This window comes from Salmonella enterica subsp. enterica serovar Typhimurium str. LT2 (assembly GCF_000006945.2).
Lineage (GTDB): Bacteria > Pseudomonadota > Gammaproteobacteria > Enterobacterales > Enterobacteriaceae > Salmonella > Salmonella enterica.
Genome location: NC_003197.2, coordinates 3,094,705 through 3,109,286, shown reverse-complemented (window position 1 = coordinate 3,109,286; position 14,582 = coordinate 3,094,705). Strand labels below are relative to the sequence as shown.

Genomic DNA, 14,582 nt, shown 5'->3' with positions numbered 1-14,582 from the left:
AATATCAGCCTAATATCTTCTTCGCTTCACGCGCGACATTATCCATCTCATCCAGCAGCTCCAGAAACTCAGGCTCCAGCTCCTCTTCGTGGACGCCGCTGCGAAGCTGTTGCTCAATAAGCTGGCAAAGGTTCTTCATCCGCGGTACGCCGCTATAGCCGCAGCTCCCGTGTAGCTTATGGACCAGATCGACCAGGCCGTTGGGATTTTCTCCCACCAGTTGTTCTTCAATTTTGTTGCGCACTTCCGGCAGAAAATCAATCAGCATTTGCAGCATATCCCGCGCCAGATCGGGCTTACCGGCAGCCTGGCGGAGCGCAAGCTGCCAGTCGAGCGTTGCATTCGGATTGAAGATAAATTCAGCTGGTTCCGGCGCCATCAGGCGCGCTGCTACGTTGGCGCCAGGTTTATAGCGCAGCAACAGATTATGCAACTTCTCTTCTTCTATCGGTTTAGCCAGATAGTCGTTCATGCCCGCGCTGAGCAACTTCTCTTTTTGCCCGGCCATCGCATGTGCCGTAACGGCAATAACCGGTGTTTGCTGCTGATGAGGAAGCTGGTGAATCAATTCGCAGGCGCGTATGCCGTCCATATCCGGCATCTGAATATCCATCAAAATCAGATCAAACTGCATTTGTTTCGCCCGATCCACCGCCTGATGTCCGCTATCACAAAGCTCTACGTGCTGGACTTTATCTTCCAGTAACGCGCCGATAAGCTTCAGATTAGCGGGATTATCATCAACCGCCATAACCGTCATGGTGATTTTACTGGTATCCATTAGCAGCGGTTCAGGATGGTGATTCAACTGGCAATATTCCGTCAGCGCTGGCAACAGGCGCGTTGACGTCAATGGTTTTAACAGACAGGCCGCCGCGCCTCCTTGTTTCAGCTTTTCGGCGTTAATTTGCGCATGGCAAGGTAGCGCCAGCAGTAGAAAGTCCGTCATTGACGCTGCTTTCGCCAGACGTTCATGCTGCATGGTGAGCGGCTCGCGGAAGGTCACCGGAACGCTCAAAATCATAATATCGTAGTGCGCTAACGGCAGCGCGGAGAAGGTCGGGCTGTAAACCACCTCCACCGGCGTGTCGCTCAGTAGATCCAGGGTACATTGCGCGGCGGTAGCATTCGGTTCGACATAAGCCAGCCGTTTCCCGGCCAGACACGCGGTCGACGGCCCGTCAATAATGACATTTGGGTTAAGATCAAGATTAATATGAAACCAGAAGGTCGAGCCGCGATTAGGCTGGCTGTGGAAAGAGATATCCCCGCCCATTTCGTTGACCAGCTTTTGCGTAATCACCAGCCCAAGCCCGGTGCCGCCGTGACGGCGAGAAATACTGGCATCGGCCTGGCGAAACGCCTGAAACAGTCGCGACTGGTCGCGTTCCGGAATGCCGATCCCCGTATCGCGGATCTGCACTTCAATCTGTACTTTGGTGTTACTGAGCGCCCGCTTTTCTACCAGAATGTCGATATTGCCACTCTCGGTGAACTTAATGGCATTACCCACCAGATTAGTAATGACCTGTTGCAGGCGCAGCGGGTCGCCAATCACATTATCCGGGACGTCGTTTTTAATATTTAACGTCAACTCCAGCCCTTTATCATGCGACGAGTGAGCCAGCAGCGTAACCACTTCATCCAGCGTATTACGCAGTGGAAAAGGGATACTTTCCAGAATGAGCTTACCGGCTTCCAGCTTGGAGAAATCAAGCACGTCATTAATGATCGCCAGCAGATTATTCGCGGAACGCTCAATGGTGTTCAGATGGTCGCGCTGGGTGGGATTCAGCTCCGTTTTTAATGTCAGGCGGGTAAAGCCAATGACGCCGTTCAGCGGCGTTCGCAGTTCGTGCGACATGTTCGCCAGGAACTCCGACTTAATACGCGCCGCTTCCTGGGCACGCTTTTTCGCCAGATCCAGCTCAACGTTTTGGATTTCCATCTGCTCAAGGGTTTCACGCAGGTCCGAAGTGGCCTGATCGATATTATGCTGCATCTCTTCGTGATAGGCGGCAAGCGACATCGCCATGGAATTAATGCCGTTTTTCAGCATATCCAGTTCGCCCAGCATAAATCCTTCCACCCGGCTATCCAGTTGTCCGCGGCGAATGCGGTCAACGGTATTCACCATATTACGGATAGGCCCGGTGACATCGCGCATAAGCCGCCAGCCAAAGATCAGCGCAATGCCAATACAAAAAAGCATCATCACGCTGGAGATAAAAATCTCTTTGTATTGCTGTAGCCTGACCGACTTGAGATCCAGTTCAAGCGCCACATACCCCAGCATATTTTTGGTATTTTTCGCGTCAGCAATCGCTGACTCGTCCGGCGAATAGCTCTCCGAGATAATTGGGGTGCGCAGAATCATAATATCGCCGTGGCGATCAACGCTCAGACGACGTGGAAACGGCGCTCCGGCGGGAAGCTGCATCTGTGAGGGGTCCAGATGGAAATTAGACGTTACAAACAGACGGTTATGATCGTCATAAACGGAAATCGCCCGCACAATATCAGAGTGTCTGCGGTGCAGGACGCTGATAAGTTGGCCGATAGACTCCCGGTTTTGTAAGTTCATACCATATTCGCTGGAGACGGCGAGCGGTTCAATAATACTGGCGCCGGCATCTTCCAGTTGACGCTGCAGGTCGTTATAGCGGTGCACTACAAAAAAGATACTGAGCAGCAAACCTATCAGGACGGTCGGGGCCAGGATCAGAATCATCATGCGTGCGCGCAGGCTGTAGTTGGTCATGGAGTTCCGTTATGGGACAATTAGGGTCACACTGTTAAATTGAGAAAAAGCTGGTCGATGGCGCAATTCTACTCTGCAAAACGGCGCGTGACGACGCGTCAGATCATAACCGTTAAAGTCAATGACCTCGATTCATTTGGTCAGGGCGTAGCCCGTCATAACGGAAAAGCGCTGTTTATCCCCGGTTTATTGCCTGAGGAAAGCGCAGAAGTCATTATTACAGAAGATAAAAAGCAATTTGCCCGCGCACGCGTTTCGCGCCGTTTGAATGATAGCCCGGAACGAGAAACGCCGCGCTGCCCGCATTTTGGCGTCTGCGGCGGTTGTCAGCAACAGCATGTCAGCATCGCCCTGCAACAACGCAGCAAAAGCGCGGCGCTGGCGCGTTTGATGAAACACGAGGTGAATGACATCATCGCCGGCGCGCCTTGGGGTTATCGGCGTCGTGCGCGGTTAAGTCTGAATTGCCCGCCGGATAAACCGCTGCAAATGGGATTTCGCAAAGCGGGTTCCAGCGATATCGTCAATGTCGAACAGTGCCCCGTTTTGGCGCCCCAGCTTGCAGCATTGCTGCCCCGAATCAGGGCGTGTCTGGCGAGTTTACACGGCACCCGACATCTTGGGCATGTTGAGCTGGTACAGGCGGGAAGCGGTACGCTGATGATTCTGCGCCATACCGCGCCATTAAGTGCGGCGGATAAAGAAAAACTGGAACGCTTTTCGCATTCTGAGGGATTGTCTCTGTTTCTGGCGCCGTTTAGCGAGATACTGGAAACGGTATCTGGCGAGGCGCCCTGGTATGATTCGCACGGCTTACGTTTAGCCTTCAGTCCGCGAGACTTTATTCAGGTTAATGAGGCGGTAAACCAGCAAATGGTCGCCCGCGCGCTGGAGTGGCTTGATGTGCGCGCCGAGGATCGTGTCCTGGATCTGTTCTGCGGAATGGGGAATTTTACGCTGCCGCTGGCAACGCGCGCGGCAAGCGTGATTGGGGTTGAGGGCGTTCCGGCGCTGGTAGAAAAAGGCCGTGAAAACGCCATCCGCAATGGTTTACATAATGTGACATTCTTCCATGAGAACCTGGAGGAAGATGTCACGAAGCAGCCGTGGGCGAAAAACGGCTTTGACAAAGTCTTACTCGATCCTGCGCGTGCGGGGGCTACAGGAGTGATGCGACATATTATAAAATTAAAACCTATTCGCATTGTTTATGTATCCTGTAACCCGGCGACGCTGGCGCGCGATAGTGAAGCGCTGGTCAATGCGGGATATGAGGTTACGCGTTTAGCGATGCTCGACATGTTCCCGCACACAGGACATCTGGAATCAATGGTTCTGTTCGAGCGCATGTAATGATTACCGGCTTACCGACTTCGGTAGGCCTGGTCCCTTAAGGAGAGGACGATGGTCGCGGTAAGAAGTGCACATATTAATAAAGCTGGTGAATTTGATCCGAAGAAGTGGATCGCAAGCCTGGGAATTTCCAGCCAGCAGTCGTGTGAGCGCTTAGCCGAAACCTGGGCGTATTGCCTGCAACAGACACAAGGACATCCGGATGCGGATCTGTTGCTGTGGCGTGGCGTGGAGATGGTAGAAATTCTTTCCACGCTGAGTATGGATATCGACACGCTGCGGGCGGCGCTACTGTTCCCTCTGGCCGACGCCAACGTAGTCAGCGAAGATGTACTGCGCGAAAGCGTCGGCAAATCTATCGTTACCCTGATTCATGGCGTGCGCGATATGGCGGCGATCCGTCAGCTAAACGCCACTCATAACGACTCTGTTTCTTCGGAGCAGGTTGATAACGTCCGTCGAATGTTATTGGCGATGGTGGATGATTTCCGCTGCGTGGTGATCAAACTGGCCGAGCGAATCGCTCATTTGCGCGAAGTGAAAGAGGCGCCGGAAGATGAGCGCGTGCTGGCGGCGAAAGAATGTACCAACATCTATGCGCCGCTCGCCAATCGTCTGGGCATCGGGCAACTGAAGTGGGAACTGGAAGACTACTGTTTCCGCTACCTGCATCCGGCGGAATACAAACGCATCGCCAAACTGCTGCATGAGCGCCGTCTCGATCGCGAACATTACATCGAAGAGTTTGTTGGACATCTGCGCGCCGAAATGAAAAACGAAGGCGTGCAGGCGGAGGTCTACGGACGACCAAAACATATTTATAGCATCTGGCGCAAAATGCAGAAAAAGCATCTGGCGTTTGATGAACTCTTTGACGTGCGCGCCGTGCGTATTGTCGCTGAACGTCTGCAGGACTGCTACGCCGCGTTGGGGATAGTGCATACGCACTATCGTCACCTGCCGGATGAATTCGATGATTATGTCGCTAACCCGAAACCGAACGGTTACCAGTCTATCCACACCGTGGTCCTGGGACCGGGCGGTAAAACCGTTGAGATCCAGATCCGTACCAAACAGATGCATGAAGACGCCGAACTGGGCGTGGCGGCACACTGGAAGTATAAAGAAGGCGCCGCGTCCGGCGGCGTGCGCTCCGGTCATGAAGACAGAATTGCGTGGCTGCGTAAGCTGATCGCCTGGCAGGAAGAGATGGCCGATTCCGGCGAAATGCTGGATGAAGTGCGCAGCCAGGTGTTTGACGATCGGGTCTACGTTTTTACGCCAAAAGGCGACGTGGTTGACTTGCCTGCCGGATCTACGCCGCTCGATTTTGCTTACCACATCCACAGCGATGTTGGGCACCGCTGCATTGGCGCTAAAATCGGCGGCCGTATTGTGCCATTCACCTATCAGTTGCAGATGGGTGATCAAATTGAAATTATCACTCAGAAGCAGCCGAATCCCAGCCGCGACTGGCTGAATCCAAACCTGGGCTATGTGACGACCAGCCGCGGACGCTCGAAAATTCACGCCTGGTTCCGCAAGCAGGATCGTGACAAAAATATCCAGGCTGGACGGCAGATCCTCGACGATGAGCTGGCGCATTTGGGGATTAGCCTGAAAGAGGCCGAAAAACATCTGCTGCCGCGCTACAACTTTAATGAGCTGGAAGAGTTGCTGGCGGCGATAGGCGGCGGCGATATCCGTCTTAATCAGATGGTGAATTTCCTGCAATCACAGTTCAATAAGCCGAGTGCAGAGGAGCAGGATGCAGCGGCGCTGAAACAGCTTCAGCAAAAAACATACGCGCCGCAAAATCGTCGTAAAGACGACGGGCGCGTGGTGGTAGAAGGCGTGGGTAATTTGATGCACCACATCGCCCGCTGCTGCCAGCCGATTCCGGGGGATGAAATTGTCGGCTTCATTACTCAAGGGCGAGGGATTTCCGTGCACCGGGCCGACTGCGAACAGCTGGCGGAACTGCGCTCCCATGCGCCGGAGCGGATCGTAGAGGCGGTATGGGGCGAGAGCTACTCGGCGGGATATTCGCTGGTGGTGCGCGTCCAGGCCAACGATCGCAGCGGCTTGCTACGCGATATCACCACCATTCTGGCTAACGAAAAAGTCAACGTGCTGGGCGTCGCCAGCCGCAGCGACATTAAACAGCAGATCGCCACCATTGATATGACCATCGAGATCTACAACCTGCAGGTGCTGGGCCGGGTGCTCGGTAAGCTGAACCAGGTGCCGGATGTGATTGATGCACGGCGACTGCACGGGGGGTAAACCCCAGACAGTAATCATGTAGCGGCTTTGCTACTCGTTCAGCAAAGCCGCATTAGCAACCCCATAAGCATGAGATATGGGGTATGTTTTTGACGTACATTTCATTTCCGGTGTACTCTTATGTAAGATTTATACTTACAGTGGAGGCTGTTATGGCCAGAACAATGACCGTTGATCTTGGCGATGAACTGCGCGAGTTTATTGAATCGCTCATAGAATCAGGTGATTACAGAACACAAAGTGAAGTGATCAGAGAGTCTCTTCGTCTGCTGAGGGAAAAACAGGCCGAGTCACGACTTCAGGCGTTACGTGAACTTCTGGCTGAAGGTCTGAACAGCGGAGAGCCGCAGGCCTGGGAAAAGGATGCCTTTTTACGGAAGGTCAAAACAGGGATGATCAAACCCGATGAGAATGGTAAAATTAACGCCAAAGGCCAGTGAAGATCTGGAAAATATCTGGCATTACGGCTGGCAGCATTTTGGCGAAATACAGGCCGATCGATATATTAATCATCTATCAGAAATATTCAGCATTATGAGTGCCAATAACATTGGCACGCCTCGACCTGAACTGGGTGAATACATTTATGCCTTACCGTTTAAAAGGCATATTATCTATTTTATACAATCAGTTACGGAAGTTATCGTGATACGTATTCTGAGCCAGAATCAGGATGCTGGTAAGCATGTAAATTGGTTATAGCCTTTTTATCTAAAAAACAAGTGTGAGAGAGCAGGGGGAATCAACAATATTACCAAGGAAAGTGACCTTTGCTGTGTTGCTACCCGCGGCTTGAGCGCCGGAGACAATTCCCATAACTAAAGATGCAGTTACTGCCAGTTTACAAAAATGAGATGACTTCATCGTGTTATCCTTAATTAACGTGTTTTATGGCAACATTTTGTACGCGTATACCAAGGGATATGCGGCATAGAGCCATGCTGCGGGCTTTGGGTAAAAATAGGTCATAATAAAAATATTATATTTCTACATTTCTATGAGTATATTCTTATGAGCTGAATGATCGTACCTGCTCATAGAATATTATATGTAATACTTTCAATATATTTATTTCATGTATGTTCCAGAAAAAACAAAAAAGCGGTCTTTTTTGAATATTAAACTGGCGTGCATGCTACTCGTTTTTCCGTAAAAGTGAAATAATTTATTTTTTTTTGAAAGGGAAGGCTCTTTGGGTGGGGTGCTTATAGTGTTTGCATGATTTTTTTACTTAATTGATGTTATTTATAACGTCTGGTGCAAATATCTGTTTTTTTAATAAATTAGTTATATGATTATTATATTGTTGTGTATCGATTAATAATTTTAAAGTTATACGGGAAAGGTAGCATTCAACACCTGTTAACAATATATTTTATTATATAGGCGTTGTCGTAGTGTCTCTGTGCGTGAATGGTTAAGAATAATACGTTACAATTGTCGCTGGTATTTACAACCGATTAAAAACCATGACAACTAACCATCAAATTGACCGTCTTCTCACCCTCATGCAGCGCCTGCGCGACCCGGAAAACGGCTGCCCGTGGGATAAAGAGCAGACCTTCGCCAGCATCGCGCCTTATACGCTGGAAGAAACCTATGAAGTACTGGATGCGATTGCGCGTGAGGATTTTGACGATTTGCGCGGCGAACTGGGCGACCTGTTGTTCCAGGTGGTGTTTTACGCGCAGATGGCGCAGGAAGAAGGCCGCTTCGATTTTAATGATATCTGCGCTGCCATCAGCGACAAGCTGGAGCGCCGCCATCCGCATGTTTTTGGCGAGCTTTCCGCGGATAATAGCGAAGAAGCATTAGTTCGCTGGGAGCAAATCAAAACGGAAGAGCGCGCGCAAAAAGCGCAGCATTCCGCGCTGGACGATATTCCGCGCAGCTTCCCGGCCTTAATGCGCGCGCAAAAAATCCAGAAACGGTGTTCAAACGTGGGCTTTGACTGGACGACGCTGGGACCGGTCGTCGATAAGGTCTATGAAGAGATCGATGAGGTGATGTTCGAGGCGCGGCAGGCGGTTGTTGATCAGGCTAAACTGGAAGAGGAAATGGGCGATTTGCTCTTTGCCACGGTCAACATGGCGCGTCATTTAGGTACGAAAGCGGAGCTCGCTTTGCAAAAAGCGAACGATAAATTTGAACGTCGTTTTCGCGAAGTTGAACGTATTGTCGCAGCCAGAGGCCTGGAAATGACCGGGGTGGACCTGGAAACAATGGAAGAAGTTTGGCAGGAAGTAAAACGCCAGGAAATTGATCTCTAAAGGTTTTAGGCGGTCAAGAGCGATTTGTGTGATTTTTTAAATAACAAGCGCTTGATTTACGTCAAAAACATTTACCTCAAAGGGGCTATTTTCTCCCTCCCTGTGTGAATGTCAGCCTGACGAAGAGGAGGAATAATGAAAGTTTGTGGCGTAGGTCATGTTCGGGTATACTGCTTTCCCGTCCTGGTTATTCCATCGTCTTTTAAACCTAACTTCTCAGGTTCCGCATGACAACGAACTATATTTTTGTGACCGGCGGGGTCGTATCCTCTCTGGGTAAAGGCATTGCCGCAGCCTCCCTCGCAGCCATTCTGGAAGCCCGTGGTCTCAACGTGACCATCATGAAACTGGATCCGTACATCAACGTCGATCCGGGTACTATGAGCCCAATCCAACACGGGGAAGTGTTCGTTACTGAAGACGGCGCTGAAACCGACCTGGACCTGGGGCACTACGAGCGTTTCATCCGCACCAAGATGTCTCGCCGCAACAACTTCACGACTGGCCGCATCTACTCCGACGTTCTGCGTAAAGAACGCCGTGGCGACTATCTGGGCGCAACCGTACAGGTCATCCCTCACATCACTAACGCGATTAAAGAGCGCGTGCTGGAAGGTGGCGAAGGCCACGATGTGGTACTGGTGGAAATCGGCGGTACCGTCGGTGATATCGAATCGCTGCCGTTTCTTGAGGCGATTCGTCAATTGGCGGTAGATATCGGTCGTGAACACGCGCTGTTTATGCACCTGACGCTGGTACCTTACCTGGCGGCTGCGGGCGAAGTGAAAACTAAACCGACTCAGCACTCCGTGAAAGAGCTGCTGTCTATCGGTATTCAGCCCGATATTCTGATTTGTCGTTCCGATCGCGCGGTTCCTGCCAACGAGCGTGCAAAAATTGCATTGTTCTGTAATGTGCCGGAAAAAGCCGTTATTTCAATGAAAGATGTCGATTCCATTTATAAAATTCCGGGCCTGTTGAAATCTCAGGGGCTTGATGATTATATTTGTAAACGATTCAGCTTGAACTGTCCGGAAGCTAACCTGTCTGAATGGGAACAGGTCATTTACGAAGAAGCGAACCCGGCAGGCGAAGTGACTATCGGCATGGTCGGCAAATATATTGAACTGCCGGATGCCTATAAGTCGGTGATCGAAGCGCTGAAACACGGTGGTCTGAAAAACCGCGTTACCGTCAACATCAAATTGATCGATTCGCAAGATGTTGAAACGCGCGGCGTCGAAATTCTGAAAGATTTGGACGCTATCCTGATCCCCGGCGGCTTCGGCTATCGTGGCGTTGAAGGTAAAATCGCCACTGCGCGCTATGCGCGTGAAAACAATATTCCTTATCTGGGCATTTGCTTGGGGATGCAGGTTGCGTTGATTGAGTTCGCTCGTAACGTGGCCGGCATGGACAACGCCAACTCAACGGAATTTGTGCCAGACTGTAAGTACCCGGTTGTGGCGTTAATTACCGAGTGGCGCGATGAAGACGGTAACGTTGAAGTCCGTAGCGAGAAAAGCGATCTGGGCGGCACCATGCGCCTGGGCGCGCAGCAGTGCCAGCTTAGCGATGACAGTCTGGTACGTCAGTTGTACGGCGCGTCGACGATTGTTGAACGTCATCGCCATCGTTACGAAGTCAACAATATGTTGTTGAAACAAATTGAAGCAGCGGGTCTGCGTGTCGCAGGCCGTTCCGGTGATGATCAGTTAGTCGAGATCATTGAGGTACCGAATCATCCGTGGTTCGTGGCCTGTCAGTTCCATCCGGAATTTACTTCCACGCCGCGTGATGGACATCCGTTGTTCGCTGGCTTTGTTAAAGCCGCCAACGAGCATCAGAAACGTCAGGCGAAGTAAAAAAGTTAGAACGGCGGTGCACCCTCAGCGGTGCACCGTTTGTCTGAAGTTTTAGTTTAACTAGTGACTTGAGGAAAACCTAATGTCCAAAATCGTTAAAGTCATCGGTCGTGAAATCATCGACTCCCGTGGTAACCCGACTGTTGAAGCTGAAGTACACCTGGAAGGTGGTTTCGTAGGTATGGCGGCGGCTCCGTCAGGTGCTTCTACTGGTTCCCGCGAAGCGCTGGAACTGCGCGATGGCGACAAATCCCGTTTCCTGGGTAAAGGCGTAACCAAAGCTGTTGGCGCGGTTAACGGCCCGATCGCTCAGGCTATTCTTGGCAAAGACGCTAAAGACCAGGCTGGCATCGACAAAATCATGATCGACCTGGACGGTACTGAAAACAAATCTAACTTCGGTGCAAACGCCATTCTGGCTGTCTCTCTGGCTAACGCCAAAGCTGCTGCTGCCGCTAAAGGTATGCCGCTGTACGAGCACATTGCTGAACTGAATGGCACGCCGGGCAAATACTCCATGCCGGTTCCGATGATGAACATCATCAACGGCGGCGAGCACGCTGACAACAACGTCGACATCCAGGAATTCATGATCCAGCCGGTTGGCGCGAAAACGGTTAAAGAAGCCATCCGTATGGGTTCTGAAGTTTTCCATCACCTGGCAAAAGTGCTGAAAGGCAAAGGCATGAACACCGCTGTGGGTGACGAAGGCGGCTATGCGCCGAACCTGGGTTCCAACGCTGAAGCGCTGGCTGTTATCGCTGAAGCGGTTAAAGCGGCTGGTTACGAGCTGGGTAAAGACATCACCCTGGCGATGGACTGCGCAGCATCTGAATTCTACAAAGACGGTAAATACGTTCTGGCTGGCGAAGGCAACAAAGCGTTCACCTCCGAAGAATTCACCCACTTCCTGGAAGAACTGACCAAACAGTACCCGATCGTTTCCATCGAAGATGGTCTGGACGAGTCTGACTGGGACGGTTTTGCATACCAGACCAAAGTACTGGGCGACAAAATCCAGCTGGTTGGTGACGACCTGTTCGTAACCAACACCAAAATCCTGAAAGAAGGCATCGAGAAAGGCATCGCTAACTCCATCCTGATCAAATTCAACCAGATCGGTTCTCTGACCGAAACTCTGGCTGCAATCAAGATGGCGAAAGACGCTGGCTATACTGCTGTCATCTCTCACCGTTCTGGCGAAACTGAAGACGCTACCATCGCTGACCTGGCTGTTGGTACCGCTGCAGGCCAGATCAAAACCGGTTCTATGAGCCGTTCTGACCGTGTTGCTAAATACAACCAGCTGATTCGTATCGAAGAAGCTCTGGGCGAAAAAGCACCGTATAACGGTCGTAAAGAGATCAAAGGCCAGGCGTAATCCTGCTTTTACCTCTTAACGTATAAACCCGCTTCGGCGGGTTTTTTTGTATCTGTTCAATAGCGCAGCCGCTGTGCATGACCGGGCAGACGAAATCTGCAATAATTAACGATTATCCCCTTAATAGAGAACGCTATGCAGTACCCGATTAACGAGATGTTCCAGACCCTACAAGGCGAGGGTTATTTTACCGGCGTCCCCGCTATTTTTATTCGTTTACAGGGATGTCCGGTCGGCTGTGCCTGGTGTGATACTAAGCATACCTGGGATAAACTGAGCGATCGGGAAGTGTCTCTGTTCAGCATTCTGGCAAAAACCAAAGAGAGCGACAAATGGGGTGCTGCGAGCAGTGAAGACTTGCTGGCAGTAATTAATCGTCAGGGCTATACCGCGCGTCACGTTGTCATCACCGGTGGCGAACCCTGTATTCACGACCTCATGCCGCTCACCGATCTGCTTGAAAAGAGTGGTTTTAGTTGTCAGATTGAAACCAGCGGGACGCACGAAGTGCGCTGTACGCCTAACACCTGGGTCACGGTTTCACCAAAAGTGAATATGCGCGGGGGATATGACGTGCTTTCCCAGGCGCTGGAGCGCGCCAATGAAATCAAGCATCCCGTTGGGCGAGTTCGTGATATTGAGGCGCTGGATGAACTGTTAGCCACGTTGAGCGATGATAAACCGCGTGTGATTGCTTTGCAGCCCATTAGCCAGAAAGAAGACGCGACGCGTCTGTGTATTGAAACGTGTATTGCACGTAACTGGAGGCTGTCTATGCAAACGCATAAATATTTAAATATCGCCTGATGCATTACTAATCTTACAGACGGCCTGCCGATGCCGTCTGTGACTCATCCATTACCTTGCATTGTTTATTTTCTCTATGTGAATTTCGATGAGTGTATAAAAGCGCTGATAAATTTTTCCATAGCGATGCACGGATCACGCTATTTTGGTAAATTTAAAGAAAAAATCATTCTATGAACTTTTTTGCATCAAAATCAGCAAATTAGCTGTTCTTTAATAATTTAAATTGTTGCGATTATGTTGGTAGAATGTGGTGCTGACAAAAAGTAGTTTATAAACAATTATATCCGTTTAGTGTGTTCCCCGCGCCAGCGGGGATAAACCGTGCAGAGTTGTATCTTACCCTGTTTACGTTTCGTGTTCCCCGCGCCAGCGGGGATAAACCGTTATCCCAATATATTTCGCTATCAGTTACATCGTGTTCCCCGCGCCAGCGGGGATAAACCGGACTGTTTATACCGGATTCCATGCGTTTTCAGGTGTTCCCCGCGCCAGCGGGGATAAACCGGAATTACTGGCTAACGACGAACTGACAGTTGAGTGTTCCCCGCGCCAGCGGGGATAAACCGCCGGACCTAAACCTGAAAAAACCGACGCCCAAGTGTTCCCCGCGCCAGCGGGGATAAACCGGCTCATTAAATAACTATATAACCCCCGGACTCGTGTTCCCCGCGCCAGCGGGGATAAACCGTTCCAGAACCGTTTGACTTACTGTGGCCATTAGTGTTCCCCGCGCCAGCGGGGATAAACCGGGCTTTGGTGAAGATTTCTGATTTGGTCATTTGTGTTCCCCGCGCCAGCGGGGATAAACCGGATCGGGTGGTGCCGGTGGGCCATGTGGCGCTGTGTTCCCCGCGCCAGCGGGGATAAACCGGCAGCGGTTGAGTAACTCCTCGTCCACGTCGAGTGTTCCCCGCGCCAGCGGGGATAAACCGCTCCAGCGCTCGAATTTATTTGAGGCCACCACGTGTTCCCCGCGCCAGCGGGGATAAACCGGCGAGGTCAATAAAAAATGGTGTGGCTTTACCGTGTTCCCCGCGCCAGCGGGGATAAACCGCCGGCATCAGCGCCGATCCGTTCATAGTGCCCGTGTTCCCCGCGCCAGCGGGGATAAACCGAACAGGAACAGGAAAAAAAAGATTTGTCCGGTGTGTTCCCCGCGCCAGCGGGGATAAACCGCAGATCCTCAACGGTCAGGCTGTTTAGTTCCTGTGTTCCCCGCGCCAGCGGGGATAAACCGCGGAGGATGGAATATTTCCGAGGCTGGCGATTGTGTTCCCCGCGCTAGCGGGGATAAACCGATGCCGGAACGCTGATGGCGTTTGACATGAGCGTGTTCCCCGCGCCAGCGGGGATAAACCGAATTATTTCTGTGGCTGGGGTTTCGATTCGATGTGTTCCCCGCGCCAGCGGGGATAAACCGTGACGCTGGTCTATACCGGCAACGAACGCGACGTGTTCCCCGCGCCAGCGGGGATAAACCGTTGACGGTGACGTCAGTGCCGAAGGCGAAATAGTGTTCCCCGCGCCAGCGGGGATAAACCGCCAGCTTACGCTATTTACGACGTTATTGAGCAGTGTTCCCCGCGCCAGCAGGGATAAATCGAAACGAAAGAGGCTATGCGGTTGTTTATCGGTGTGTTCCCCGCGCCAGCGGGGATAAACCGCCCCGATAGCGACGCTTCTGTAGTCACTGGCAGTGTTCCCCGCGCCAGCGGGGATAAACCGGTGAGTTCGGTTTTAATTTCGTCGCTAAGCTGCGTGTTCCCCGCGCCAGCGGGGATAAGCCGCGTCACTTTCTGACATTTTATTCAGTTCGTTAGTGTTCCCCGTGCCAGCGGGGATAAACCGTCATTTCT

The 14,582-nt window shown here is 51.5% G+C and carries 8 protein-coding genes and 9 other annotated features; of the genes, 7 read left to right on the top strand and 1 reads right to left on the bottom strand.

Annotation, left to right across the window (positions count from 1 at the left end; genetic code table 11):
• Positions 1 to 4: 4 nt before the first annotated feature.
• Positions 5 to 2,771, bottom strand: a protein-coding gene (barA, locus tag STM2958; protein NP_461879.1) for a sensory histidine kinase. Within the gene, positions 5 to 2,761 belong to an annotated coding region; the region does not span the whole gene.
• Positions 2,766 to 2,771: a ribosome-binding site (putative RBS for barA; RegulonDB:STMS1H003012), on the bottom strand. (Overlaps the previous gene by 6 nt.)
• Before the next feature lie 40 nt (positions 2,772 to 2,811).
• Positions 2,812 to 2,817: a ribosome-binding site (putative RBS for ygcA; RegulonDB:STMS1H003011), on the top strand.
• Between barA and ygcA the strand changes: the two genes are divergently transcribed.
• From ygcA to ygcF, 7 genes are all read left to right on the top strand, one after another.
• Positions 2,812 to 4,114, top strand: a protein-coding gene (gene ygcA / locus STM2957; RefSeq protein ID NP_461878.1) for a putative RNA methyltransferase. Within the gene, positions 2,819 to 4,114 belong to an annotated coding region; the region does not span the whole gene. (Overlaps the previous feature by 6 nt.)
• Positions 3,977 to 3,985 (top strand) — a -35 signal (putative -35_signal for relA; RegulonDB:STMLTH004568). (Overlaps the previous gene by 9 nt.)
• The gene (gene relA, locus STM2956) for a (p)ppGpp synthetase I (RefSeq protein NP_461877.1) occupies positions 3,977 to 6,400 on the top strand. Within the gene, positions 4,166 to 6,400 belong to an annotated coding region; the region does not span the whole gene. Before ygcA ends, relA begins: the two co-directional genes overlap by 138 nt.
• Positions 3,994 to 4,002: a -10 signal (putative -10_signal for relA; RegulonDB:STMLTH004568), on the top strand. (Overlaps the previous gene by 9 nt.)
• Positions 4,154 to 4,159: a ribosome-binding site (putative RBS for relA; RegulonDB:STMS1H003010), on the top strand.
• A gap of 78 nt (positions 6,401 to 6,478) precedes the next feature.
• Positions 6,479 to 6,484: a ribosome-binding site (putative RBS for STM2955; RegulonDB:STMS1H003009), on the top strand.
• Positions 6,479 to 6,840, top strand: a protein-coding gene (locus STM2955) for a putative transcriptional regulators containing the CopG/Arc/MetJ DNA-binding domain and a metal-binding domain (protein NP_461876.3). Within the gene, positions 6,484 to 6,840 belong to an annotated coding region; the region does not span the whole gene. (Overlaps the previous feature by 6 nt.)
• A gap of 1,029 nt (positions 6,841 to 7,869) precedes the next feature.
• On the top strand, positions 7,870 to 8,670 hold the full coding sequence (gene mazG / locus STM2954; RefSeq protein ID NP_461875.1) for a putative pyrophosphatase: 801 nt from the start codon (positions 7,870 to 7,872) through the stop codon (positions 8,668 to 8,670).
• Positions 8,671 to 8,887: 217 nt separating this feature from the next.
• Positions 8,888 to 8,893 (top strand) — a ribosome-binding site (putative RBS for pyrG; RegulonDB:STMS1H003008).
• The gene (pyrG, locus tag STM2953) for a CTP synthetase (RefSeq protein ID NP_461874.1) occupies positions 8,888 to 10,535 on the top strand. Within the gene, positions 8,898 to 10,535 belong to an annotated coding region; the region does not span the whole gene. It overlaps the preceding feature by 6 nt.
• A gap of 70 nt (positions 10,536 to 10,605) precedes the next feature.
• Positions 10,606 to 10,611, top strand: a ribosome-binding site (putative RBS for eno; RegulonDB:STMS1H003007).
• Positions 10,606 to 11,916 (top strand): enolase gene (eno, locus tag STM2952; RefSeq protein NP_461873.1). Within the gene, positions 10,618 to 11,916 belong to an annotated coding region; the region does not span the whole gene. It overlaps the preceding feature by 6 nt.
• A 126-nt stretch (positions 11,917 to 12,042) precedes the next feature.
• Positions 12,043 to 12,048 (top strand) — a ribosome-binding site (putative RBS for ygcF; RegulonDB:STMS1H003006).
• The gene (gene ygcF, locus STM2951; RefSeq protein NP_461872.1) for a putative organic radical activating enzymes occupies positions 12,043 to 12,723 on the top strand. Within the gene, positions 12,052 to 12,723 belong to an annotated coding region; the region does not span the whole gene. It overlaps the preceding feature by 6 nt.
• The last annotated feature ends 1,859 nt before the right edge of the window (positions 12,724 to 14,582 follow it).

What these genes read in the sequence shown, in the direction of transcription:
- pyrG (NP_461874.1), top strand. Translation starts at nt 8,898, where the DNA reads ATGACAACGAACTATATTTTTGTGACCGGCGGGGTCGTATCCTCTCTG.
- mazG (NP_461875.1), top strand. Translation starts at nt 7,870, where the DNA reads ATGACAACTAACCATCAAATTGACCGTCTTCTCACCCTCATGCAGCGC.
- relA (NP_461877.1), top strand. Translation starts at nt 4,166, where the DNA reads ATGGTCGCGGTAAGAAGTGCACATATTAATAAAGCTGGTGAATTTGAT.
- barA (NP_461879.1), bottom strand. Translation starts at nt 2,761, where the DNA reads ATGACCAACTACAGCCTGCGCGCACGCATGATGATTCTGATCCTGGCC.
- ygcF (NP_461872.1), top strand. Translation starts at nt 12,052, where the DNA reads ATGCAGTACCCGATTAACGAGATGTTCCAGACCCTACAAGGCGAGGGT.
- STM2955 (NP_461876.3), top strand. Translation starts at nt 6,484, where the DNA reads ATGTTTTTGACGTACATTTCATTTCCGGTGTACTCTTATGTAAGATTT.
- eno (NP_461873.1), top strand. Translation starts at nt 10,618, where the DNA reads ATGTCCAAAATCGTTAAAGTCATCGGTCGTGAAATCATCGACTCCCGT.
- ygcA (NP_461878.1), top strand. Translation starts at nt 2,819, where the DNA reads ATGGCGCAATTCTACTCTGCAAAACGGCGCGTGACGACGCGTCAGATC.